20 protein-coding genes and 1 other RNA gene are annotated in these 22012 nt (G+C 67.4%); 13 read left to right on the forward strand and 8 right to left on the reverse strand.

The window, feature by feature from the left end; translation table 11 throughout:
• Positions 1-27 precede the first annotated feature (27 nt).
• Positions 28-1920 carry a potassium transporter Kup gene (locus E6C72_RS02890; RefSeq protein ID WP_109084984.1) on the reverse strand — a complete coding sequence of 631 codons (1893 nt, stop codon included), beginning with the start codon at positions 1918-1920 and terminating at the stop codon, positions 28-30.
• A 361-nt stretch (positions 1921-2281) separates the two neighbouring features.
• Between E6C72_RS02890 and E6C72_RS02895 the strand changes: the two genes are divergently transcribed.
• The 7 genes from E6C72_RS02895 to E6C72_RS02925 all read left to right on the forward strand — a co-directional run bounded on the left by E6C72_RS02895 (position 2282) and on the right by E6C72_RS02925 (position 9969).
• A complete protein-coding gene (locus E6C72_RS02895; protein WP_247882073.1) occupies positions 2282-3214 on the forward strand; it encodes a GGDEF domain-containing protein in 933 nt (310 codons plus the stop codon).
• A 107-nt stretch (positions 3215-3321) separates the two neighbouring features.
• Positions 3322-3915, forward strand: coding sequence for a hypothetical protein (locus tag E6C72_RS02900; RefSeq protein WP_247875574.1), 594 nt, complete (start codon positions 3322-3324; stop codon positions 3913-3915).
• A 16-nt stretch (positions 3916-3931) separates the two neighbouring features.
• Complete coding sequence (locus E6C72_RS02905) at positions 3932-4453, forward strand: hypothetical protein (RefSeq protein ID WP_109084987.1); 522 nt, start codon at positions 3932-3934, stop codon at positions 4451-4453.
• Between the two features lie 370 nt (positions 4454-4823).
• Complete coding sequence (locus tag E6C72_RS02910; RefSeq protein ID WP_136700636.1) at positions 4824-5180, forward strand: hypothetical protein; 357 nt, start codon at positions 4824-4826, stop codon at positions 5178-5180.
• 475 nt (positions 5181-5655) lie between these two features.
• Positions 5656-8763, forward strand: coding sequence for an error-prone DNA polymerase (locus tag E6C72_RS02915; protein ID WP_109084988.1), 3108 nt, complete (start codon positions 5656-5658; stop codon positions 8761-8763).
• A 109-nt stretch (positions 8764-8872) separates the two neighbouring features.
• Positions 8873-9250, forward strand: coding sequence for a VOC family protein (locus tag E6C72_RS02920; RefSeq protein ID WP_109084989.1), 378 nt, complete (start codon positions 8873-8875; stop codon positions 9248-9250).
• Positions 9251-9273: 23 nt separating this feature from the next.
• Positions 9274-9969, forward strand: coding sequence for a YafY family protein (locus tag E6C72_RS02925; protein ID WP_109084990.1), 696 nt, complete (start codon positions 9274-9276; stop codon positions 9967-9969).
• A gap of 18 nt (positions 9970-9987) precedes the next feature.
• On the opposite strand, the gene E6C72_RS02930 is transcribed toward E6C72_RS02925, so the two are convergent.
• Positions 9988-10611, reverse strand: a complete 624-nt coding sequence (locus E6C72_RS02930) for a ParA family protein (protein ID WP_109084991.1) — start codon at positions 10609-10611, stop codon at positions 9988-9990.
• Between the two features lie 11 nt (positions 10612-10622).
• Positions 10623-12227, reverse strand: coding sequence for a CYTH and CHAD domain-containing protein (locus E6C72_RS02935; protein ID WP_109084992.1), 1605 nt, complete (start codon positions 12225-12227; stop codon positions 10623-10625).
• A 303-nt stretch (positions 12228-12530) separates the two neighbouring features.
• Between E6C72_RS02935 and pgk the strand changes: the two genes are divergently transcribed.
• The 5 genes from pgk to recR all read left to right on the forward strand — a co-directional run bounded on the left by pgk (position 12531) and on the right by recR (position 17026).
• Positions 12531-13724, forward strand: a complete 1194-nt coding sequence (gene pgk / locus E6C72_RS02940) for a phosphoglycerate kinase (RefSeq protein ID WP_109084993.1) — start codon at positions 12531-12533, stop codon at positions 13722-13724.
• Between the two features lie 235 nt (positions 13725-13959).
• An RNA gene (ffs, locus tag E6C72_RS02945) (signal recognition particle sRNA small type) lies at positions 13960-14057 on the forward strand.
• A gap of 104 nt (positions 14058-14161) precedes the next feature.
• Entirely contained in the window at positions 14162-16045 is a 1884-nt protein-coding gene (locus tag E6C72_RS02950) for a DNA polymerase III subunit gamma/tau (RefSeq protein WP_109084994.1), read from the forward strand.
• Positions 16046-16048: 3 nt separating this feature from the next.
• Complete coding sequence (locus tag E6C72_RS02955) at positions 16049-16372, forward strand: YbaB/EbfC family nucleoid-associated protein (protein WP_063635355.1); 324 nt, start codon at positions 16049-16051, stop codon at positions 16370-16372.
• 60 nt (positions 16373-16432) lie between these two features.
• The gene (recR, locus tag E6C72_RS02960) at positions 16433-17026 is read left to right on the forward strand and encodes a recombination mediator RecR (protein ID WP_042688608.1); all 594 of its coding nucleotides are present in this window, start codon (positions 16433-16435) and stop codon (positions 17024-17026) included.
• A 19-nt stretch (positions 17027-17045) separates the two neighbouring features.
• Here recR and E6C72_RS02965 read toward each other — a convergent pair whose 3' ends face one another.
• Both E6C72_RS02965 and E6C72_RS02970 read right to left on the reverse strand, forming a co-directional pair.
• Positions 17046-18377, reverse strand: coding sequence for a class I SAM-dependent RNA methyltransferase (locus tag E6C72_RS02965; protein ID WP_109084995.1), 1332 nt, complete (start codon positions 18375-18377; stop codon positions 17046-17048).
• 42 nt (positions 18378-18419) lie between these two features.
• Positions 18420-18842: a thioesterase family protein gene (locus E6C72_RS02970; protein WP_109084996.1), complete on the reverse strand. Its 423-nt coding sequence runs from the start codon at positions 18840-18842 to the stop codon at positions 18420-18422.
• A gap of 192 nt (positions 18843-19034) precedes the next feature.
• On the opposite strand from E6C72_RS02970, the gene E6C72_RS02975 reads away from it, so the two are divergent.
• The gene (locus tag E6C72_RS02975; protein ID WP_014248877.1) at positions 19035-19280 is read left to right on the forward strand and encodes a hypothetical protein; all 246 of its coding nucleotides are present in this window, start codon (positions 19035-19037) and stop codon (positions 19278-19280) included.
• A 3-nt stretch (positions 19281-19283) separates the two neighbouring features.
• Here the strand turns inward: E6C72_RS02975 and E6C72_RS02980 are convergent, their stop codons facing one another.
• From E6C72_RS02980 to E6C72_RS02990, 3 genes are all read right to left on the reverse strand, one after another.
• Positions 19284-20111: an ABC transporter permease gene (locus E6C72_RS02980; protein ID WP_109084997.1), complete on the reverse strand. Its 828-nt coding sequence runs from the start codon at positions 20109-20111 to the stop codon at positions 19284-19286.
• 25 nt (positions 20112-20136) lie between these two features.
• Positions 20137-21021: an ABC transporter permease gene (locus tag E6C72_RS02985; RefSeq protein ID WP_109084998.1), complete on the reverse strand. Its 885-nt coding sequence runs from the start codon at positions 21019-21021 to the stop codon at positions 20137-20139.
• A 101-nt stretch (positions 21022-21122) separates the two neighbouring features.
• Positions 21123-21899, reverse strand: coding sequence for an Hpt domain-containing protein (locus E6C72_RS02990; protein WP_109084999.1), 777 nt, complete (start codon positions 21897-21899; stop codon positions 21123-21125).
• Positions 21900-22012: the final 113 nt, after the last annotated feature.

A 22012-nucleotide genomic window follows, 5' to 3' on the forward strand; every position in this document is an offset into this window, starting at 1 on the left:
GCAGAACCTGCCAGCCCCCGATATGGACTAGATCTCCAGCTGCATGCCCAGCTCGACCACCCGGTTGGGCGGGATGCAGAAATACTCCGACGCGCTGGACGACAGCTTCGACAGGAAGATGAACAGCGGCTCCTGCCAGCGCGGCAGGCCGGCTTTGCCGTGGCTGCGGATCAGCGTCTCGCGGCTGACGAAATAGGTCGTTTCCATCGGCTCGAACGGCAATCCTGGGATGCGCCTGATCTCCAGCGCCTGCGGAATGTCCGGCTCGTCCTTGAAGCCGAAATGGACGATCAGCCGGAAGAAGCCGGCCGACAACGCCTTCAGCTCGAAGCGCTGGTCGTCCGGCACATGGGGCACGTCCTCGATGTCGACGGTCAGCAGCACGACGCGCTGATGCAGCACCTTGTAATGCTTCATGCTGTGCAGCAGCCCCGGCGGCAGGCCGCGCGGGTTGCCGGTCAGGAAGACGGCGGTTCCCGGAACCCGCTGCACCGACCCGCTCTTCAACCGCTCCAGCAGCATGTCGAAGGGGAGCGCGTCCTCGGCCAGCCGCTTGCGCACCACCTCGCGGCCGCGCCGCCACGTCGCCATCAGCAGGAAGACCAGGGCGCCGACCACCAGCGGGAACCAGCCGCCCTCCTCCACCTTCACCAGATTGGCCAGGAACAACGCCATGTCGACGGTCAGGAAAACCGCCAGCGCCAGCACCGCCTGCCACAGCTTCCAGCGCCCCAGCGAGCGCGCGACCTTGTAGGCCAGCAGAGTCGTCGCCACCATCGTCCCGGTCACCGCGATGCCATAGGCGGCAGCGAGGTTGCTGGAGGTCTGGAAGCTCAGCACCAGCAGGATGACCCCGGCCAGCAGCAGCCAGGTCAGCTGCGGCATGTAGATCTGGCCCTTCTCATGCTCCGACGTGTGCATCACCTCCATCCGCGGGAGATAGCGCAGATGCATCGCCTGCAAGGTCACCGAATAGGCGCCGGAGATCACCGCCTGTCCGGCGATGATCGTGGCGGCGGTGGCCAGCAGCAGCAGCGGCACCTGCGCCCAGTCCGGCGCCAGATGGAAGAAGGGATTCTCGATCGCTTCCGGCTCGTGCAGCAGCAGGGCGCCCTGGCCGAAATAGCACAGCAGCAGCGACGGCAGCACGATCGTGTACCAGGCGCCGCGGATCGGCTTGCGGCCGAAATGCCCCATATCGGCGTAGAGCGCCTCCGCCCCCGTCACCGCCAGCACCACGGCCCCCAGCAGCAGGAAGCCGTGCCAGCCATGATTGAACAGCATCTCCACCGCATGGCCGGGCCACACCGCCCCCAGAACGCCGGGATAGCGGACGATCTGCCCGATGCCCAGCGCCGCCAGCGTCACGAACCAGACCAGCATCACCGGCCCGAACAGCTTGCCGACCCTCTCCGTCCCGAATCGCTGCAGGACGAACAGCCCGACCAGGATGGTCAGCGTGATCGGAATGACGTAGCTGTCCAGGGCGGGGGCGACGACATGCAACCCCTCCACCGCGCTCAGCACCGAGATGGCGGGGGTGATCAGGCTGTCGCCATAGAACAGCGAGGCGCCCATCACGCCGATCGCCATGACGACCCCGGTCCGCCGGTGTCCCGGCCGCATGCCGCGCAGCGCCAGCGCGGTCAGCGCCAGGATGCCGCCCTCGCCCTGGTTGTCGGCGCGCATGATGAAGATGACGTACTTCACCGTCACCGTGATGATCAGCGCCCAGAAGATCAGCGACAGCACGCCCAGGATGACTTCGGGCGTCAGCGGGAAGCCGCCGCCCTCGGTCAGGCATTCACGCAGCGTGTAGAGCGGGCTGGTGCCGATGTCGCCATAGACGACACCCAGCGCCCCCAGCGCGAGCGCGCGCAGCTTGGCCGCATGCTCCCGCCCATCCATGCTTGCTTCCATACCCGGTCAGCTCCGATCATTTCTACGCACACTGCCATGCCTAAGGTGGCGTGGCCACGCAAGCACCGAATGGCGAAACGCGCCATCGGCGGGACCGATCCCCCGTCATTTCCTCCCAAAAGGTGCAAAACCATATAGCGCAGGCGCGGCACTCGGCACCATTGCATCGCGGTCGAGCCCGTGCTTCCATCCATGCGTGTACCGTGGACAGTCCCGAGCCGACAGCCATGTCCAATGATTTCCTGTTCGCCTCGGACGAGTCTCTCTTGCCGCAGAGTGCCCCGGACGGTACGGACGGCGGCCATCCTGCCGATCCGGCGGCCCCCCCTGGCTGGTTCTGGTCGCCGATGACGAGCCGGAGGTGCATGCCGTCACCCGGCTGGCGCTCGCCCGGCTGCGCTTTCGCGGCCGTCCGGTCCGCCTGCTCGACTGCACCAGTGCTGCGGAGGCGGAGCGCATCCTGCGCTCAACCCCGGACATCGCCGTCATCCTGCTCGACGTGGTGATGGAGACCGAGGATGCCGGCCTGCAGCTGGTCCGCCGCATCCGCGAGGATCTGGGCAACCGCGCCATCCGCATCGTCCTGCGCACCGGCCAGCCAGCCCGCGTGCCGGAGGAGGAGCTGGTGCTCGCCTATGAAATCGACGGCTACACCGCGAAGACGGAGCTGACGGCGCGCCGGCTGTTCACCGGCATGGTGACGGCTCTGCGCGCCTACGCCGATCTGGCGGCGCTGGAACGGCAGCTCGCCGAACGCGGCCGCGCACTGGAGGAGACGACCGTCCGCCTGAACCGCATGGCGATGCTGGACCCGCTGACCGGCGTGTGGAACCGCCGCCGCTTCCTGGACCTGGCGGCGGCGGAACTGGCGCGGGCGCGGCGCTACGGCCGGCATCTCGGCCTCTTCCTGATCGACCTTGACGGCTTCAAGGCGGTCAACGACACCCATGGCGACGCCATCGGCGACGCGGTGCTGCGCGGGGTGGTGAAGCGGGTCCGGGCGGCGCTGCGCATCTCCGACCACATCGCCCGCTCCGGCGGCGAGGAGTTCGTCGTGCTCCTGCCGGAAACCGACAGCGCCGGCGCCGCCGTGGTGGCGGAACGGGTGCGCGCCGCCCTGGCGGACAGCCCGATCCTGGTGGACGACCGGGCGATCTCCATCACCGCCAGCATCGGCGTCGCCAACTGGCTGTCCTTTGAACCCGGCGTCGAACAGACCCTGCATCGCGCCGAACATGCCCTGCAAGCCGCCAAGCAGGCCGGCCGCAACCGGGTCGAACGCGCGACGGGGTGAAGCCGTTCCCCACGCTGCTCCATGTTTTCTGTGTAATATCGTTACAGCGCAGTGATTGAACGGCGGCAAGCGAGGGGTTACTCCTATCGCTGGAAGCATCCAACCGGATGGCAGTCCCGATCGGGGGTTCGCACATGTGGCAGGACTACAGCAACGCGCTGATCACCGCCTTCGGGCTGGCCGGGCTGGGTTTCGGCATCGGCAAACTCGTCATCGTGATGGGCGAACGCGCGATCGAACGCCGGCACGGGTCGGAGGGGGTGCGCGACATCATCGCCCGCCGCGCCAAGCTGGAGACCAAGCTCGAAGCCCGCCGCGCCGACCGCGTGCGCGAGCTGAAGGAACTGGACGGCGCGGTCGAGGATGTGCTGCGCCGCCGCAAGGTGCTGGAACGCCAGATCGAGGATTCTCGTCAGGCCGGCGAACGGCTGGTCCGCCAGATCGGCGAGGAGGTCCAGGGCTGCCCCTGCTATGTCGCCATGGTGGTGAACAAATATGTCGGCACCGGCGCCGTCCAGCAGAGCCAGCATGCGCTGGTCGATCCCGGCTGGGCGCAGCCGCAGATGATCGAGGTTTGGGCACGCTCGATGGCGGAGGCGCGGACGGAGATCGAGCGGCGTTACCCACCCGCCTTCGGCTATGCGGTGACGCGGATGCAGGAATTCCTGTCCGCCGACACCCCGGTCGCCAAGGCGAGCTGAGAGACGAGGACAGGCTATGGACAGCATGCCCTACATCTTCGCCGGTCTGGTCGGCCTCTCCTCGCTGGCGGTTTCGTTGCTGCTGGCGTTGCGCCGGCTGAAGACGTCGGAGGAGCGGATCGCCACCGCCGTGTCGCGCAAGCAGGCGCAGGTGGAGCGGATCAAGAAGGTTGCCCGCGTCACGCTGCAACAGGCCCGCGACCTGCGCGACGCCAAGCGCCGCAAGGCGATGGCCGAACTGGGCTGCGAGGATCTGGAACATCGCCTGAAGGCCACCGGCGCCAGCGACCGCCGCATCTATGTGCTGGACGACCGCCGCACCCAGAAGGATGAGGGCTGGCTTCTGCGGGTGGTCAACATCGAATACGCCTCCCGCGTCAACGCCCACCTTACCCCCACCGCGCTCGACAGCTGGAAGCGCGGCCGGCGTTTCCTGGTTTGGGCCCTGGACGAGAAGAAGGCCCGCGAAAAGGTCAACGCCCGCTTCCCGGAGAACAAGGGCTTCACGGTCATGGGCGTCGAGTCCTATCTGGGGTAGATGAGTTTGTCGCGGTTTTGCCCCCAGGACACGACATTCCGCCTGCCGAGGCCGAAGCACGTTATACCAACGGCTTTTGATCCTGACTTGTGAGGGGCAAAAGCTTCGGCGGCATGACTCAGCCAAAGCGGCCTCCGGGAAACAAGGGGGCGGTTCACCCGCCGCAGCATTGCCGAACGGATCGGCGTTCACATGCGGCTGATCCCGTGCCTCCGATAGGTACGCCGCAACTTTTCCCACATAGACTGATTCAATTGATCAATTCTTGGATCTTAAACAATCGTAGAAAATTATCTACGGTGGTTCCCACTTTTGTTTCTACACGCTTTCTTGCCGCGTCCAAGCCATCGGCTTTCACAGGAGAGATGAAATGACTGATTACAGCATAAAATTTACATTCAATAATTCTACATCTCACAAATTAACCTTGATCAATGCAGAGCTTTTTGCAGGGTCTTGGGATGATAACATGTCTCCCCAAACCGATATTTTAGCAGGTTATACATGTTATTTTAAAGCTTCTTCAAACAGCTCCTCAACGGGAATTTCAGGACGTATTTACTACAATTCCGAAGATGGAATGGTTATGCTCAGCTTTTTGAATCCATCTTCGGACGGTGATGGTGCCGGTGGAACCTCTCCGCCACAGTACGATCTGAGCTGGACTGATAGTGGCGGCGACAACGCGGCTATCGTTTTCACTCTGACGCACGCATCATCATCCTGAAGTGTCGTTCACGTTAGCCCCGCTGTAGGTCGGCATTTGGCGGGGCCATCTTTTCATGGCCGCCCGGTTTAGAATCTGTCCGGTGCTTATTGAAGCACCGGACAGATTCTAAACTTTCGATTTTACGCGCGTTTCACGCTTCACACGATTCAGTCCGGGCGATCGCGCTCTAATCAGCGTCATAGCCAGTTCGATGCCGATCCGCGGTGGCACCGATGATAACGGCCGTGTTTTACCCCCATGGTGCTGCCGGCGCGCTGGCTGCCGCCACGGCTCCAGCCATCCCGCCGCGTTGACAACCGTCTCGTATTCCGCTCGGCAGCCAATCGTTGGAAGGCCCAAGCCCGGCATGACGGCTCCATACCGGAGGACCGGCGCGAAGCGTGCGATCTGGTGTATCCGTTACGCGAGATGTTGCTGGTGGTACTTTGCGGCACCTTGAGAGTCCCATCCGCCAGCGCCGGGGAACCTTGCCATGGTCCGTTACGCCGAATTGCAGGTCGCCACCAGCTTCAGCTTCCTGGAGGGGGCGTCACACCCTGACGAGTTGGCGATGACGGCGGCGGCACTCGGGCTGGCGGCGGTGGGGGTGACGGACCGCAATTCGCTGGCCGGGGTGGTGCAGATGCACATTGCGGCGAAGAAGTTCGGGCTCCGGGTGCTGATCGGCTGCCGGCTCGACCTGACCGACGCCGACAGCCTGCTGGCCTACCCGACCGACCGCGCCGCCTATGCCCGGCTGTCGCGGCTGCTGACTCTGGGCAAGAGGCGGGCGCCGAAGGGAGACTGCTTCATCGCCCGCGCCGACGTGCTGGCCCATGCCGAGGGCATGCTGTTCCTGCTGATCGGCCCCGACCGGCGTGACGAGTCGTTCCTGCGCGAACTGCGCGCCTGGCGCAGCGGGCTGGCGCGCGGACAGCTCTATCTGGCGGCGAGCCACCGCTACCAGGGGGACGATTCCCGCCGGCTGCGCTGGCTGGCCGGGCTGGCGGAGGCGGAGGGGGTGCCGCTGGTCGCCACCAACGACGTGCTCTATCACGGCGCCGGACGGCGGGCTCTGGCCGACGTGATGACCTGCATCCGCCACCACACCACCATCGACGAGGCCGGCTGGCGCCTGTCCGCCAATGCCGAGCGCCACCTGAAACCGGCCGTCGAGATGCGCCGCCTGTTCCGCGACCAACCCGACGCCGTCGCCCGCACGGTCGAGATCGCCGAGGCCTGCCGCTTCTCGCTGGACGAGCTGCGGTACGACTATCCCGACGAGGTGGCGGAGGGCCGCGACCCGCAGGAAACGCTGGTCGCCCTGACCTGGGAGGGGGCGGCCAAGCGCTATCCTGGCGGCATCCCCGACGCGGTGCGCCACACGGTGGAACGCGAACTGGCCCTGATCGCCGACCAGCGCTACGCCCCTTACTTCCTGACCGTTCACGACATCGTCCGATTCGCCAGGGAACAGGACATCCTGTGCCAGGGCCGCGGCAGCGCCGCCAACTCCGCCGTCTGCTATTGCCTGGCCATCACCTCGGTCGATCCCACCGAGGTCGATCTGCTGTTCGAGCGCTTCATCTCCAGCGCCCGCGGCGAGCCGCCGGACATCGACGTCGATTTCGAGCATGAGCGACGCGAGGAGGTGATCCAGCACATTTATAAGAAGTATGGACGTCACCGCGCCGGGCTGACCGCCACCGTCATCCGCTACCGTGCCCGCAGCGCCCTGCGCGAGGTCGGCAAGGCGATGGGGCTGTCGGCCGATCTGGTGGCGCGGCTGACCGGCTCGATCTGGGGCTGGAGCCGCGACGGCGTCGACGAGGAGCGCGCCCGCAAACTCGGCGTCGATCCTGACGACCCGAGGCTCAAGCGCACGCTGGAACTGGCCCAGGAGCTGATCGGCTTCCCCCGCCACCTGTCGCAGCATGTCGGCGGCTTCGTCATCACCCGCGGCCCCCTGTCCGACCTCTGCCCGGTCGCCAACGCGGCGATGGAGGACCGCACCACCATCGAGTGGGACAAGGACGACATCGACGCGCTGGGCATCCTGAAGGTCGACGTGCTGGCGCTCGGCATGCTGACCTGCATCCATCGGGCCTTCGACCTGATCGAGCGGGTGCATGGGCAACGCTGGACGCTCGCGACCGTACCCCAGAACGATCCCGCGGTTTACGGGATGCTGGGGCGGGCCGACAGCCTGGGCGTCTTCCAGGTCGAAAGCCGCGCGCAGATGAGCATGCTGCCGCGGCTGAAGCCGAAGGAGTTCTACGATCTGGTGATCGAGGTCGCCATCGTCCGCCCCGGCCCGATCCAGGGCGGCATGGTCCACCCCTACCTGCGCCGCCGCAGCGGAGCGGAGCCGGTGACCTATCCGATGCCGGAGCTGGAACCGGTCCTCAGCAGAACGCTGGGTGTCCCGCTGTTCCAGGAGCAGGCGATGAAGGTCGCAATGGTCGGCGCCGGCTTCACCGCCGAGGAGGCCGACCAGTTGCGCCGCGCCATGGCGGCCTTCCGCAAGACCGGGCAGGTCCAGCGGTTCCGCGACAAGTTCATCGCCGGCATGACCGCCAAAGGCTGCGACCCCGCCTTCGCCGAGCGCTGTTTCAAGCAGATCGAGGGGTTCGGCGAATACGGCTTCCCGGAAAGCCACGCCGCCAGCTTCGCCCTGCTGGTCTATGTCTCCGCCTGGATCAAGCACCACCATCCCGCCATCTTCGCCGCCGCCCTGCTGAACAGCCAGCCGATGGGCTTCTACGCCCCCGCCCAGATCGTCCGTGATGCGCGCGAGCATGGCGTGACGGTGCTGCCCCCGGATGTGAACCTGTCGGAATGGGATTGCGCGGTGGAGGGCTTCTCGTCCCTCCGTCTCGGCCTCCGCCTCATCAAGGGGTTCACCCCGGAGCACGCCGAGTCGATTGTCCTTTCCCGCGCCGGCGGCTATCGCGACCCTTACGACCTGTGGCGCCGTGCCCGCCTGCCGGTCGCGGTGCTGGAAAAACTCGCCAAGGCCGACGCCTTCCGCTCGGTCGGGCTCGACCGCCGGGCGGCGCTGTGGGCGGTGCGGGCGCTGGGCGACACGCCGCTACCACTGTTCGAGAGACTTGATGGCCCGATGGCGGAAGAACCCGAAGCCCCCCTGCCCGCCATGGCGCTGGGCGAGCATGTGGTGATGGATTACGGCAGCCTGTCCCTGTCGCTGAAGGCCCACCCGCTGGCCCTGCTGCGCGACGGCCTGCCCGGCATCACTCCGGCGGAGCGGCTGGCCCAGACGCGCGACGGCCGGCGCCTGACCGCCGCCGGCCTCGTCCTGGTCCGCCAGCGGCCGGGCAGCGCCGAGGGCATCGTCTTCCTCACGCTGGAGGACGAGACCGGGATCGCCAACCTCGTCGTCATGCCCGACGCCTTCGAGACCTTCCGCCGCCCGATCATGACCGCCCGGATGCTGGCCGCCACCGGCCGGGTACAGAATCACGACGGGGTGGTGCATCTGCGCGTGGAAACGCTGATCGACCTGACCCACCGGCTGGCAGAACTGACCGGCGAGGACCGCCCCGCCGCCGGCCCCTTCCCCAAGGGCCGCAATTTTCATTGAGGGGACCGATTGCTCCTGACATCACGCTGTCAGGAGGAGGTGTGCTATCAAGAGGGCGTGCCGGCACGAACCACGAACATCTCCCTCCCCTCTGTCAGGAGCCACTCCGATGACCATCCCGCACGTCGTCACCTGGTTCGAGATTCCCGTCACCGACCTCGCCCGCGCCGTCCGCTTCTACGAGACCGTCTTCGCCACCAAGCTGGTCCAGGAACCCTGCCCCAGCGGCATGACCATGGCCGTCTTCCCGGCCGAGGGCACCGCCGTCAAGGGCTGCCTGATCCAGCATGAGGGCTGCAAGCCCAGCGCCGACGGCACCACCGTCTATCTGAACGGCGGCGACGACCTGTCCGCCCCGCTGGCCCGTGCCGAGCAGGCCGGCGCCCGCATCGTCGTGCCGAAGACGCTCATCACCCCCGAAATCGGTTATTTCGCCCAGCTCATCGACAGCGAGGGCAACCGCATCGGCCTCTATTCGATGCACTGATCCTCCCTGCCGGAACCGCCGCCATGCGCCGCGCCGACCGTCTGTTCCAGATCGTCCAGCATCTCCGCAAGGGGCGGCTGGTGACGGCTGCCGAGCTGGCGCGGTGCCTGGAGGTGTCGGAGCGCACCGTCTACCGCGACATGCGCGACCTCGCCTCCTCCGGCGTGCCGGTGGAGGGCGAGGCCGGCGTCGGCTATCTGCTGCGCGACGGCTACGACCTGCCGCCGCTGATGTTCACCCGGGACGAGGTGGAGGCGCTTGTCGTCGGCGCCCGCCTCGCCCGCGCCTGGGTCGGCGGCGCGCTGGCCGATGCCGCCGCCCGCGCGCTCGACAAGGTGGAGGCGGCGGTGCCGGAGGCGCGGCGGCGCGAACTGGCCGACAGCCGCGTCTTCGTCCCCGATTTCTCCTTCCCCGCCGCCCTGCGCGACCGGATGGACGTGCTGCGCTGTGCCATCAACGCCAGACGCGTGGTGATGTTCGACTACCGGCGCCAGGACGGCACCCATTCCGCCCGCGCGGTCCAGCCGCTGGGCCTGTTCTTCTGGGGGCGTGTGTGGACGCTCGGCGCCTGGTGCGAGCTGCGCGAGGAGTTCCGCAGCTTCCGCATCGACCGCATGGACAGCCTGCTGGCGCTGGAGCGCCGGTTCGACGAGATCCCCGGCCGCGGCCTGGACGATTATCTCGCCCGCTGGCGGCAGGAGGGCTGTCCGCAGGGGTGAGGCCCTTGTGCCTGCCCCTCAGACCCCGTCGATGTAGCTCAGCAGCGGCTGCCAGTCGCCGCGATGCTCGGCGGCGCGCTTGCCCGGCATGTCGAACAGGCTGAGGCCGCTTTCGGCCGCGTCGGCATAGATCTGGCTGTCGCGCAGCCGCGTCACCACCTGATGGCCGATGCCGCCCAGGAAACGGTCGAGCCGGTCGGCGGCCTTGGTGCGGGCGCGCATGCGGTTGCCGACCACCGCCACCGTTGTCTTCTTCTTGGCGATCCGCTTCAGCTCGTCGAGCTTGACCAGGAAGCGCTGGGTCGCCTGTTCGTCGAAGGCGCCGGGCAGCACCGGCAGCACGACGATGTCGGCCATCTTCACCAGATCCTCGATCTGCTTGGTCTTCAGCGCGGCGGGCGCGTCGATCACCAGCCGCTTGGTGCCGCGCGGCGTGTCGGTGAAGTCCTTGGCCCAGTCGAGCCCGACCAGGGCCGGCGCCTTCTCCGGCCGGCGCTCCAGCCAGCCGAGCGAGGAGCGCTGACGGTCCACGTCGGCCAGCACGGTGGACAGGCCGGCCGCGGCGGACGCGGCGGCGAGATGGGTGGCGACGGTCGTCTTGCCGCAGCCGCCCTTGATGTTGGCGACGAGGATCGTGAGCATGGCCGTGGACTCTACACCCCGGCGTCCGGCTTCGACCAGAAATGCTTGGTGTCGATGAAATCATGCCACAGGGCGACCAGCGCCGCCTCGGTGTCGGCCACCCCGCGGGCATGCCAGCCGATGACGATGCCGGCGGCGCGCGGCTCGCCGGGGGCCGAGCGGCTGCCGTCGTCATGCAGTTCGTGCAACAGCCGGGTCGCCGTCGCCACGTCGTTCAGATGCCCCAGCGCGTCCTGGAAGGCGGCCATCTGCTGGATGTAGCGGCGCACCGGCTTGTCGTCATACAGGCTGCGGAAGAACTCCACGGCATAGCGCAGCTTCTTCAGGGCGATGCGCAGCTGGTGGCGCTGGGCCACCGGCAGATGGGCGAAGCCGTGGCCGGCCCGCTTGGCCTTCTTGTGGCGCTTGTTCAGCAGATGGTCGGCCAGCCCGATCACCGGCTGGAACAGCCGCACCGATTCCTCGCTGACCGGCTGGTCGCGCCAGCCGCGCTTCTCCACCCAGCTGCCGACGCCCAGCAGGAAGGCGGTGTAACGGTCCGACCGGATCGCCTCGCGCACGCCCTCATAGGCGCGCAGCCGCTTGGCCTCGGCCGCCGCCGCCAGCGCGTCGAGATCCTCGACCGCCGAACGGCCATGCCCGTCGGCCTTGTGGAAGGCGTCGCGCACCGGTGCCAGCAGCTCCTCGCCGAACACGTCCCAGTCACGCGCCGGCCCCAGGCTGCCGGCCAGCCATTTGATCTCGCCGACCAGCCACAGATATTGCGTGGCCGGAATGAAGGGCCGGAACAGCGCGGTGGCCGAGCGCAGCCGGCGCAGCGCCACGCGCATCTGGTGGACGCCCTCCGGATCCTCGCCGGCCAGAGTCACCGCCTCGTTCGCCACCATATGGGCGATGCAGGCGCGCACGATCCGACCCACCGCACCCTCGACCGTGGTTTCGGGGTCGAGCAACAGCTTTTCCGCCTTCAGGGCCTTTTCGGCCAAGCCGCTGGCCAACGCGTGGCCGCGTTCCGCCTTGGTCCGCATCTCCAGCCGCAGCGGTGCGGCCTGCGCCAGTTCCTGCGCCAGATCGTAGAGCGCGGCGGGCATGCCGCTCTTGAGTTCAAGTTCGACCTCGCACAGGTCGCGCGACTGCCCGTCCGGCAGCTCGATCCGGCCACGGTCGAAAGCGATCTCGATCACGGTGGCGTCGTCGCCGTCGCCCAGCCTCACGTCCTGGGTGGTGCGTTCGACGATGGAGGTGAAGACCGGCCGCAGGTCCGAGTCACTGAGCGAGCCCAGCAACTCGATGGCTTCGGCATCGGCGATCAGCGTCAGGTCGGGAACGGCGGAGGTCACCGCGCATTCCCATTCGCCGCGCCCGAGACCGTCCTCGTCCGGGGCCGACTTGACCGTCTGGACGAAGCCGTCGCCGGTCTTGCGCACCCGCAGCGTCACCTTGCGCGCGGCGAGCCGGCGGTCCTCGGTGTCGTAATAGGTGCTTTCCAGGGTCCGTGTCGCCGCCGGGCCGGTGGCCCGGTCTGCGATGGCGGAAGCGGCGCGCAGCCTGTCGAAGTCTTCCGGCTTCGCCGCCAGCTTCAATTCCGTCTCGCGGTTGATCTCGGCCTCAGCCATCGCCTGCGCTTCAACCCCCGTTTTGCGGCCCAATGGCCTACAGTTGGGTGTTTGCACAGCCCATGGACAGGGTCAAGTTACCGAAATGTTGCAGGAGCCTGCGGTTGCAGTGCCCCCATGCCCTGCATCCCGATCCGTTCCGGAGCAGCCGGACCATGGCTTCGTACAGGTGGTTGCAGGGTCATTATGCCCCATTTCACCCCACCCCTGGGGCGTTGCAAAGCGTGCAGGCCTGTGGTTGGGTTCCCGCAAACTGAAACGGCCTGTTCCGATGGGACCGGCCATAATTGGGGAAGTGTGACGATGACCGATTTCAACACGATCGACGACCTTGAGGTCAGCGGCAAGACGGTGCTGGTCCGCGCCGACCTGAACGTTCCGATGCAGGACGGCAAGGTGTCCGACACCACCCGCATCGACCGCCTCGCCCCCACCCTGAAGGAGCTGTCCTCCAAGGGCGCCAAGGTCGTGGTCCTGTCGCATTTCGGTCGCCCGAAGAACGGTCCGGACGCCAAGAACTCCTTGCGCAACGTGCTGGACGCTCTCAGCGCCGCCGTCGGCCAGAAGGTCGCCTTCGCCGAGGATTGCGTCGGCGACAAGGCCAAGGAGGCCATCGCCAAGGTGCATGACGGCGCCATCGTCCTGCTGGAGAACACCCGCTTCCACGCCGAAGAGGAAAAGAACGACCCGGCTTTCGCCAAGGAGATGGCCGCGTTGGGCGACCTCTACGTCAACGACGCCTTCTCCGCCGCCCACCGCGCCCATGCCTCGACCGAGGGCGTCGCCCGCCTGCTGCCGAACGCCGCCGGCCGCCTGATGGAAGCCGAGCTGAAGGCCCTGACGCTGGCGCTGGAGAAGCCGGAGCGCCCGGTCGCCGCCGTCGTCGGCGGTGCGAAGATCTCCACCAAGCTGGAGTTGCTCGGCAACATGGTCCGCAAGGTGGACCTGCTGGTGCTGGGCGGCGGCATGGCCAACACCTTCCTGTTCGCCCAGGGCACCGACGTCGGCGCCTCGCTGTGCGAGAAGGACATGGCCGACCAGGCCCGCGCCATCATGGCGACCGCCAAGGACGCAAACTGCGAGATCCTGCTGCCGAAGGACTTCGTCGTCGCCAAGGAGTTCAAGGCCGGTGCCGCCAACCGCGTCGTCGCCTTCGACGCCATCGGCGCCGACGAGATGGCGCTGGACATCGGCCCGGCGACCGTCGAGTTCCTGGGCGTGAAGCTCCAGGGCGCCAAGACCATCGTCTGGAATGGTCCGCTCGGCGCCTTCGAGATCCAGCCCTTCGACGCCGGCACCAACGGGGTGGCCGGTCTGGTGGCGGCCCGCACCGAGGCCGGCGGCCTGCTGTCGGTCGCCGGCGGCGGCGACACCGTGGCGGCGCTGGCCCATGCCGGGGCCGAGGACAAGTTCACCTACGTGTCCGCCGCCGGCGGCGCCTTCCTGGAATGGCTGGAAGGCAAGGAGCTGCCGGGTGTGGCGGCGCTGAAGAAGTAAGGGGCGTTTGATCCCACGCAGTCGAGAAGGGGGGGGGTGCCGCGGCATCCCCCTTTTTCATTGGTCCTGGCCGCCCGTGGGAGGACAAAGGCTTCCACAACCCCCTTTATGACCGATTATGGCTGGAACCATAAATTACAGTCCGAAAAATAATTGCCCATAATCCGCCACGCTGCCCTGACCCACGACCCGTTTCCCCTTGCATCCCGCCGCGCGAATGCCCATAACAGCGGCGGGAGACTGGCGTCGGACGAGTCCCTCGCCAACCCGGTCAGGTCCGGAAGGAAGCAGCCGCAACGAGTTACGGCTCGGGTCGTTCGTCCAGTCTCCCACCCTCTGCAAAAATTGCCAGCACGAAACAGACGGCGACAGCGCGGTGCCGGGACGCTATCCTGCGGCCCGAAATTCCCCTCCCGTCGTTTCGACAGGCCAGCCGCGTGACCGATACCACAGCCGAAATCACCGCCGCCTCCGCTCCCGCCACCGGGCAGGCTTACCGGGTGCTGGCGCGCAAATACCGGCCGAAGACCTTCGACGAGTTGATCGGCCAGGACGCGCTGGTCCGCACCCTGACCAACGCCATCCAGTCCGGCCGCATCGCCCAGGCCTTCATGCTGACCGGCGTGCGCGGCGTCGGCAAGACCACCACCGCCCGCATCATCGCCCGCGCGCTGAACTGCACCGGCCCGGACGGCACCGGCGGGCCGACGGTCAGCCCCTGCGGCGTCTGCGACAATTGCCGCGCCATCGCGGAAGACCGCCACGTCGACGTGATGGAGATGGACGCCGCCAGCCACACCGGCGTCGACGACATCCGCGAGATCATCGACGGCGTGCGCTACGCGCCCGTTTCGGCCCGCTACAAGCTCTACATCATCGACGAGGTCCACATGCTCTCCAAGAGCGCGTTCAACGCGCTCCTGAAGACGCTGGAGGAACCGCCGAGCCATGTGAAGTTCGTCTTCGCCACCACAGAAATCCGCAAGGTGCCGGTGACGGTGCTGTCGCGCTGCCAGCGTTTCGACCTGCGCCGCGTCGACGCCCAGGTGTTGAAGGAACATTTCACCCGCGTCACCGCCCTGGAAGGCGCCGACATCGAGGGCGACGCCGCCTCGCTGATCGCGCGGGCCGCCGACGGGTCGGTGCGCGACGGTCTGTCGCTGCTCGATCAGGCCATAGCACTCGCCGCCGGCACCGTCACCGCGCAGCAGGTGCGCGACATGCTGGGACTGGCCGACCGCACCCGCGTCATCGACCTGTTCGAGGCCGCCGTCTCCGCCAAGCCGGCCGAGGCGATGGACATCCTGGCCGACCTGCACCGCGTCGGCGCCGATCCGGTGGTGATCCTCCAGGATCTGCTCGACCTCGTCCACAATCTGACCCGCCTGAAGGTGGTGCCGGACAGCGCCAACGACCCCTCCCTGCCGGAAGCCGAGCGCACGCGCGGCGCCTCGCTGTCGACCAAGCTCGGCATGCCGGCGCTGACCCGTGCCTGGCAATTGCTGTTGAAGGGGCTGAACGAGGTGCAGGCCGCCCCGGTGCCGCAGCAGGCGCTGGAGATGGTGATCGTCCGCCTGTCCTACGCCGCCGACCTGCCGACCCCGGGCGAGCTGATCCGCCAGTTCCAGGCCCAACAGGCCTCCGGTGGAGCCGGCGCCCCGATGGGCCGTGGTCCCGGCGGCAATGGCGGACCGGTTGCCGTCGCCACCCAACCTTCCTCCATGGCGACCCACGCCGTCGCCCGCTCCATGGGCTCCGCCCAGCCGCAGAGCGCTCCGGTGGCGCAGGCGGCACCCGCCCCCATGGCCACTCCGGCCCCCATTGCGGCCGGAGAAGAACTGTCGCCGATGCCGCACGACTTCCGTGCGCTGGTGCAGCTGTTCTCCGAGCAGCGCGAGGGCGCGCTCTACGGCTATCTGATGGAGACGGTGCAGCTGGTCCGCATGGAGCCGGGCCGGCTGGAGCTGAAGCTCCGCCCGGCCGCCCCGCCGACCCTGCCGGCCAAGGTCGGGCAGTTCCTGACCGAATGGACCGGCCAGCGCTGGATCGTCGCGCTGTCGGACGGCCCGGCGCAGCCGACGCTGGCCGAGCAGGATCAGGCCGAAAAGAACCGCGCCTGGGCCGAGGCGGAGGCCAACCCGGTGGTGCGCGCCGTGCTCGACGCCTTCAGCGGAGCGAAGATCATCGACGTCCGCGACCTCGCCGAAGTTGCCGCGGCGGAGAGTGCGGCGGTTGCGGATGACGGCGAGACACCCGATTTCATGGTTCAGCAGCAGGACGATGGGGTGTATTACCCCCTCGACGACGAAGGAGAGTACTGACCGATGAAGAATATCGGCAACATGATGAAGCAGGCCCAGCAGATGCAGGCCAAGATGCAGGAAATGCAGGCGAGCCTGGAGCAGGTCGAAGTGACCGGCCAGAGCGCCGCCGGCATGGTCGTCGTGACCGTCAACGGCAAGAGCGAGATGAAGAAGGTCAAGCTCGACAAGTCCGTCGTCGATCCCGAGGACGTCGAGGTTCTGGAGGACCTGATCGTCGCCGCCTTCAACGACGCCAAGAAGAAGGTCGAGCAGCACGTCGCCGAGGAGACCTCGAAGATGATGGGCGGCCTCAAGCTGCCGCCGGGCATCAAGCTGCCGTTCTGATCCAATAGTCTTTTGTGAGAATCCCCTCTCCCCGGAGGGGAGAGGCGGATTTGCACATCGATGATCGGACCTGAAATCGAACGCCTGATCCAGCTGCTGTCCAAGCTGCCGGGGCTAGGTCCCCGGTCGGCGCGGCGGGCGGCGCTGCATCTGATGAAGCGGCGGGACAGCCTGCTGGTGCCCCTGTCGGAAGCGATGGCGGCGGCCGGCGAATCGATCCGCGCCTGCTCCGTCTGCGGCAATCTGGACAGCCGGGATCCCTGCACCGTCTGCTCCGACCCCACGCGCGACCGGTCGGTCATCTGCGTGGTGGAGGATGCCGGCGACCTGTGGGCGCTGGAGCGCACCCGCGCCTTCCGCGGCACCTATCATGTGCTGGGCGGCCTGCTTTCGGCCTTGCAGGGCGTCGGTCCCGACGATCTGAACATCGCCGGCCTCGCCGAGCGTGCCAAGGACCCGGCGGTGCGCGAGATCATCCTGGCGCTGAACGCCACCGTCGACGGCCAGACCACCGCCCATGTGGTGACCGACCGCCTGACCGACTCCGACGTGTCTGTCTCCCGCCTCGCCCATGGCGTCCCGGTCGGCGGCGAACTGGACTATCTCGACGACGGCACGCTGACCGCCGCGCTGAAGGCACGGCGGCCGCTGTAATCCACGTCTTTGTAGTCCTTTACCGCTCGAACAGCCCGACCAGTTCCACATGGGCCGACCACAGGAACTGGTCGACCGGCCAGACCTTCACCAGACGATAGCCGCCATCCACCAGAACCCGCGCGTCGCGGGCGAAGCTGGCGGGGTTGCAGGACACCCCCACCACCCGCGGCACCTTGGCTCCGGCGAGCGTTCCCGCCTGGGCCGCCGCACCGGCGCGCGGCGGATCGAACACCACGGCATCGTAACGATTGAGTTCCCTGGCGCTCAGCGGGTTCTCGAACAGGTCGCGCCGCTCCGCCGTCAGCCGCAGCCCCTGCACCGAACGGCCAAGCGCCGCCACCGCCGCCTCGTCGCCTTCGACCGCATGGACCGCAGCCTGTTGCGCAAGCGGAATGGAAAAGGTGCCGATGCCGGCGAACAGGTCGGCGATGCGGGCGGCCTGCCCCACCCCGTCACGCACCGCGGCGACCAGGGCCGCCTCACCCTCGGCACTCGCCTGGAGGAAGGCGCCGGGCGGCGGCTGGATCGGAACGCCTGCGAAACGGATGAAGGCCGGCCGTCGGTTCGCCACCGGCTCCGCTGCCGCGCGGTCGGTCGGCTGCCAATTGATGCGGGCGACGCGCTGCGGCTCGAACCCGACCAGCGCCTCGCGCGCCGCACGGTCCAGGCTACGCGGCCCGACCAGCAGCAGGTCCACCCCGCCCTCCAGATCGGTCAGCACGACGTCGGCATCGCCGCCGTCCGGCAGCAGGCCGTTCAGCAGGGTCCGCAGAGGCTCCACCAACGCGAACAGGCGGGGCGCCAGGACCGGGCACTCCTCCAGATCGACCAGCCGGTGGCTCTGCCGCTCGTTGAAGCCGAACCAGACCCGTTTGCCCCGCTTCAGCGCCGCGAAGCGGGCGCGGCGCCGGGCCCCGGCCGGCGTCCGCGCCAGCGGCTCCATCGCGACATCGCCCAGCCCCACCCGCTCCAGCGCCCCGCGCACCATCCCGACGTTCCAGCCGGCGTACGTCGCATCGTCCATCTGCTGGAGCGTACAGCCACCGCAGCGGCCGAAATGCCGGCAGGGCGGTGTCTGGCGGCCGGGGCCGGGTTCCAGCACCTCCAGCAGTTCGGCCCGTACGCCCTCGCCTTTCCCGTCGCTTTCGGCAACACGTACGCGCACGCGGTCGCCCGTCACCGTATAGGGCACGAACAGGCGCAAGCCGTCAGCGAACGCCAGCCCGTCACCGCGCGCACCGACGTCGGTGATGGACACCTCCATCTCCCGCGCCTCGACAGGCGGCTGGGCGGTCTTGCGGGTCGGCTGGCGTCCCTTGGTGAAAGGGCGCTTGGCGGGGCGGGTCATGGTGGATGTCCGTGGGGAGATGCAGAGCGACAACGCCCCCCTTTACGCCTCCAGCAGCTTGGCGCGCAACGGTTCCGGGATCGGCGTCGGACGATGGGCAGCCTTGTCGACGATCACCGCCACCGCTTCCTGGGTGGCGATGCAGCGGTCGCCCAGGAAGATGGCGCAGCCCAGCGTGATCGAGCTGGTGCCGACCCGCAGTGTCCGCGCCCCGATCCGCACGGTGTTGGGATAGAGCAGCTCCGCCTTGTATTCGATCAGGCTCCGGGCCAGCACGACGGTCCAGGGATCCTCGTCGCGGAAGCCGCCGGCGCCATGCAGCAGGGCGATGCGCGCCTGTTCGAAGAAGACGCCGATCGCGTTGTTGTTGACGTGCCCGACCGCGTCCAGGTCGTTGAAGCGCACGCGCTCCTCCCACCAGAAGCGATAGAGGCCGGGGCTGGTCAGGTCGGGCGTGCCGGTCATGCCGTCTTCCTTACCGTATAGGTCAATGCATCCCCGGACTGTGGCGTATGGTCCGGAGCGGCGCAAGCCCGGCTTCCCGCTTTACGGCCTCAATTCGCGCCATATTTCCAGTGGACCCCGCGAATTCCCGCGCCAATCCCCGATGGGCCGTGTTATTGGAGTCGGACCAACCCCTCCGCAACGGACCGGACGATGAGCAAGGACACCACCAACCAGACGGCCGAGGCGCTGTTCGAAAAGGCGCTGTCGATCGCCGAAAAGCATCTGGATGAGGCGATCAAGGAAGGTGGCCCGCTCGGCCCCTACATCGCCGTCGCCATGATCGAGGCCGCGGTGAACGCCGCCGTGGACGAGACCAGCCACGAAGACGTCATCGACATGCTGCGCGACCTCGCCGCCCAGATCGAGGCGGACGCCGACGAGGCGGAAGAAGACTGACGCTTACGCCGGCTCCAAAGCCGCTGCGGCCCCTGCCTGCCGGCGCGCCTCGCGCCGGCGCAGGATCTCGTAGACGACGGCGCCCAGGATGGTCAGCGCGATCAGCACCAGCGAGAGCGCGTTGACCGCCGGGGTCAGGCCGGTGCGCACCTTGGTCGCGATGTAGACGGTCAGGGTGGTGTCCAGCCCGCGCACGAACAGCGTGGTGTTGTAGTTCTCGAAGCTCTGCAGGAACGCCAGCAGGGCCGCCGACAGGATCGCCGGCATCAGGTACGGCAGCGTGATGCGCCGGAAAACCTGCCCATGCGTGGCGCCGAGGTCGAGTGCCGCCTCCTCCAGCAGCGGATCGAACCGCTCCAGCCTTGCCGAGAACAGCAGCATGGCATAGGCGGCGATGAAGCTGGACTGCGCCACCACGGTCAGGAACAGCCCGCCGCTGACCCCGAACCATTCCCGCCAGAACACCAGGGTGGAGATGCCGACGATCACCCCCGGCGTCAGCAGCGGCGACACCATCAGCGCGTAGAGGAAGGTCTTGGCCCGGCTGTGCAGCCGGTCGAGCAGCAGGGCCGCCGCCAGCCCCAGCGGCACCGCCAGCGCGATCACTCCCGCCCCGACCAGCAGGCTGGTGCCCAGCGCCGCCCACATGCGCTGGTCGTCCCACAGCGCCTGGAACCAGCTCAGCGTGAACCCCATCCAGGGCGTCACGGTGGGAAAGCGGCTGCTGTTGAAGGTCGCCGCCGCCATGATGCCCAGCGGCAGGAACAGATAGCCGAAGAACAGGACCAGATAGGCGCCGGTCAGCAGGCGGCGGAGGCGGGCTGCGGTCATGATTGCGGGCTCACTTCGCGATGGCTCATTTCGCAATATCGGCCAGCCCGACACGGAACAGCCGCATCGCGCCCAGGATGAAGCCGATGCACAGCACCAGCAGGATGAAGGCGTAGGCCGCCCCCTGGTTCCAATTCCCGCCCTCGAAGAACCAGTTGTAGATGATCTCGGTGAACCAGCGGCTGTTCGGCCCGCCCAGCAGGGCGGGCACGGCATAGCTGCCGGCGGCCAGCATGAAGGTCATGATGCTGCCGACGGCGATGCCCGGCTTGGCATGCGGCAGCACGATCCGGCGGTGGATGCGCAGCCAGCCGGCACCGAGGTCGCGTGCCGCCTCGATCTGGTTGCGGTCCAGCGACTCGATGGCGTTGTACAGCGGGAAGACCATGAACAGGATGTAGACATAGACCATCCCGACGATCACCCCGGCGTCGCCGCCCAGGAAGCGCTGCGGCTCGTCGATGATGCCGAGCCACAGCAGAATCGCGTTCAGCGGTCCGTTGAAGGCCAGGATGATGTACCAGGAGAAGGTGCGCAGCAGCTCGTTGATCCAGAAGGGCACGATCAGCATCAGGATCAGCAGAGGCAGGCGCCGCCTGGGCGCCACCTGTGCCAGATAGAAGGCGACCGGATAGCAGACGGCCAGCGTGGTCGCGGTGACGAGCGCGCTTGCCCAGATCGTCTTCAGGAAGATCACCAGATGGATCTGGTTGGTCCACAAGGTCAGATAATTTTTGACCGTGAACACATCCTCCGGCCCGCCGAGCTTGGACGGCGGCAGCGACGGCCGGAAGGAGAAGCCGATCATCATCAGCTGCGGCAGCACCACCAACAGCACCAGCCAGACCGCCACGGCCAGCAGGATCACCCCGGTCAGAACCGGGCCGTACCGGCGAAGAACCTCCGTCATTCGGGCGCTGCTCCAGCCTGTGGGACCGATTCGACGCCTAACATGGAGATTCCCGCCGACGCAAGCGCGGCTATGTGACGATGACGTTCAGCAGAGGGGTCTCAGCCCAGATTGTGCTTGGACACCACCGCGGCGAAGTCGTCGCCGAAATGCTCGCCGACGCGGATGACGGAGACGCCATGGGGAATCTCCTTCAGCGACGGATGGTCGAGATTCAGCGAGGTCAGCAGCGCCATCGGCACATGCTGGGTCACGCTCATCGCTCGCAGGCCGCGGATCAGGTCCAGGCCGGACAGACCGTCCATCACCATCGAGGCGATGACCATGTCCGGCGGCACGCGCACGGCAAGGCTGATCGATTCGATCGGGTCGGTCACCGTCATGGTGCGGAAGCCGCAGGCGGCCAGTTCCGTCCCCAGCTTCTTGGCGACGACCTTGGACGGGGTGACCAGCATGATCTCGACGTTGCGGACATCGACATCGGTGACCTGGAATTCATAACGCACCGGCAGGGCGCGGATGATGCGGTTGGTCTCGGCCAGCAGCGGCTGTTCGGCGCGGTCGACCAGCTCGGAGATGCGGTCGATGAAGATTTGGGCGTCGACCAGCTCCTTCTCGTCCAGCCGCTTCAGGCCACTGAGGTAATCCTCCAGACGGTGGGCGACGAGGCTGACCGTGGGATAGCCGAAGCTGGTGCCCATGCCCTTGAAATTATGAGCTTCCAGCCGCAACACGCCGATGGTCTCGGCATCGCTGCGCTGGCCCTTCACGCGGCCCGCCAGCGTCGCGTTCATCAACTCCAGCCGATCGCGCGCGTCGTCCACGAACTCCATGCGCAAGCGGTCTTCGAGGTCGTCGGTCGACAGGTACGAGGCCATGGAGCGGATTCCGGATGAGGAAAGAGGTACCCCCGAAGGTACACCAAAACCGGACGCCGAAACAGACGCGGCGCGCCCCTATTCCAAGGGACGCGCCGCCAAGCTGAAAACCA

This window comes from Azospirillum sp. TSH100, assembly GCF_004923295.1.
Taxonomy (GTDB): domain Bacteria; phylum Pseudomonadota; class Alphaproteobacteria; order Azospirillales; family Azospirillaceae; genus Azospirillum.

Excerpts from the sequence above, each read along its gene's own strand:
- E6C72_RS02890 (WP_109084984.1), bottom strand. The coding sequence starts at position 1,920 with ATGGAAGCAAGCATGGATGGGCGGGAGCATGCGGCCAAGCTGCGCGCG.
- E6C72_RS02900 (WP_247875574.1), top strand. The coding sequence starts at position 3,322 with ATGGCAGTCCCGATCGGGGGTTCGCACATGTGGCAGGACTACAGCAAC.
- E6C72_RS02905 (WP_109084987.1), top strand. The coding sequence starts at position 3,932 with ATGGACAGCATGCCCTACATCTTCGCCGGTCTGGTCGGCCTCTCCTCG.
- E6C72_RS02910 (WP_136700636.1), top strand. The coding sequence starts at position 4,824 with ATGACTGATTACAGCATAAAATTTACATTCAATAATTCTACATCTCAC.
- E6C72_RS02915 (WP_109084988.1), top strand. The coding sequence starts at position 5,656 with ATGGTCCGTTACGCCGAATTGCAGGTCGCCACCAGCTTCAGCTTCCTG.
- E6C72_RS02920 (WP_109084989.1), top strand. The coding sequence starts at position 8,873 with ATGACCATCCCGCACGTCGTCACCTGGTTCGAGATTCCCGTCACCGAC.
- E6C72_RS02925 (WP_109084990.1), top strand. The coding sequence starts at position 9,274 with ATGCGCCGCGCCGACCGTCTGTTCCAGATCGTCCAGCATCTCCGCAAG.
- E6C72_RS02930 (WP_109084991.1), bottom strand. The coding sequence starts at position 10,611 with ATGCTCACGATCCTCGTCGCCAACATCAAGGGCGGCTGCGGCAAGACG.
- E6C72_RS02935 (WP_109084992.1), bottom strand. The coding sequence starts at position 12,227 with ATGGCTGAGGCCGAGATCAACCGCGAGACGGAATTGAAGCTGGCGGCG.
- pgk (WP_109084993.1), top strand. The coding sequence starts at position 12,531 with ATGACCGATTTCAACACGATCGACGACCTTGAGGTCAGCGGCAAGACG.
- E6C72_RS02955 (WP_063635355.1), top strand. The coding sequence starts at position 16,049 with ATGAAGAATATCGGCAACATGATGAAGCAGGCCCAGCAGATGCAGGCC.
- recR (WP_042688608.1), top strand. The coding sequence starts at position 16,433 with ATGATCGGACCTGAAATCGAACGCCTGATCCAGCTGCTGTCCAAGCTG.
- E6C72_RS02965 (WP_109084995.1), bottom strand. The coding sequence starts at position 18,377 with ATGACCCGCCCCGCCAAGCGCCCTTTCACCAAGGGACGCCAGCCGACC.
- E6C72_RS02970 (WP_109084996.1), bottom strand. The coding sequence starts at position 18,842 with ATGACCGGCACGCCCGACCTGACCAGCCCCGGCCTCTATCGCTTCTGG.
- E6C72_RS02975 (WP_014248877.1), top strand. The coding sequence starts at position 19,035 with ATGAGCAAGGACACCACCAACCAGACGGCCGAGGCGCTGTTCGAAAAG.
- E6C72_RS02980 (WP_109084997.1), bottom strand. The coding sequence starts at position 20,111 with ATGACCGCAGCCCGCCTCCGCCGCCTGCTGACCGGCGCCTATCTGGTC.
- E6C72_RS02985 (WP_109084998.1), bottom strand. The coding sequence starts at position 21,021 with ATGACGGAGGTTCTTCGCCGGTACGGCCCGGTTCTGACCGGGGTGATC.
- E6C72_RS02990 (WP_109084999.1), bottom strand. The coding sequence starts at position 21,899 with ATGGCCTCGTACCTGTCGACCGACGACCTCGAAGACCGCTTGCGCATG.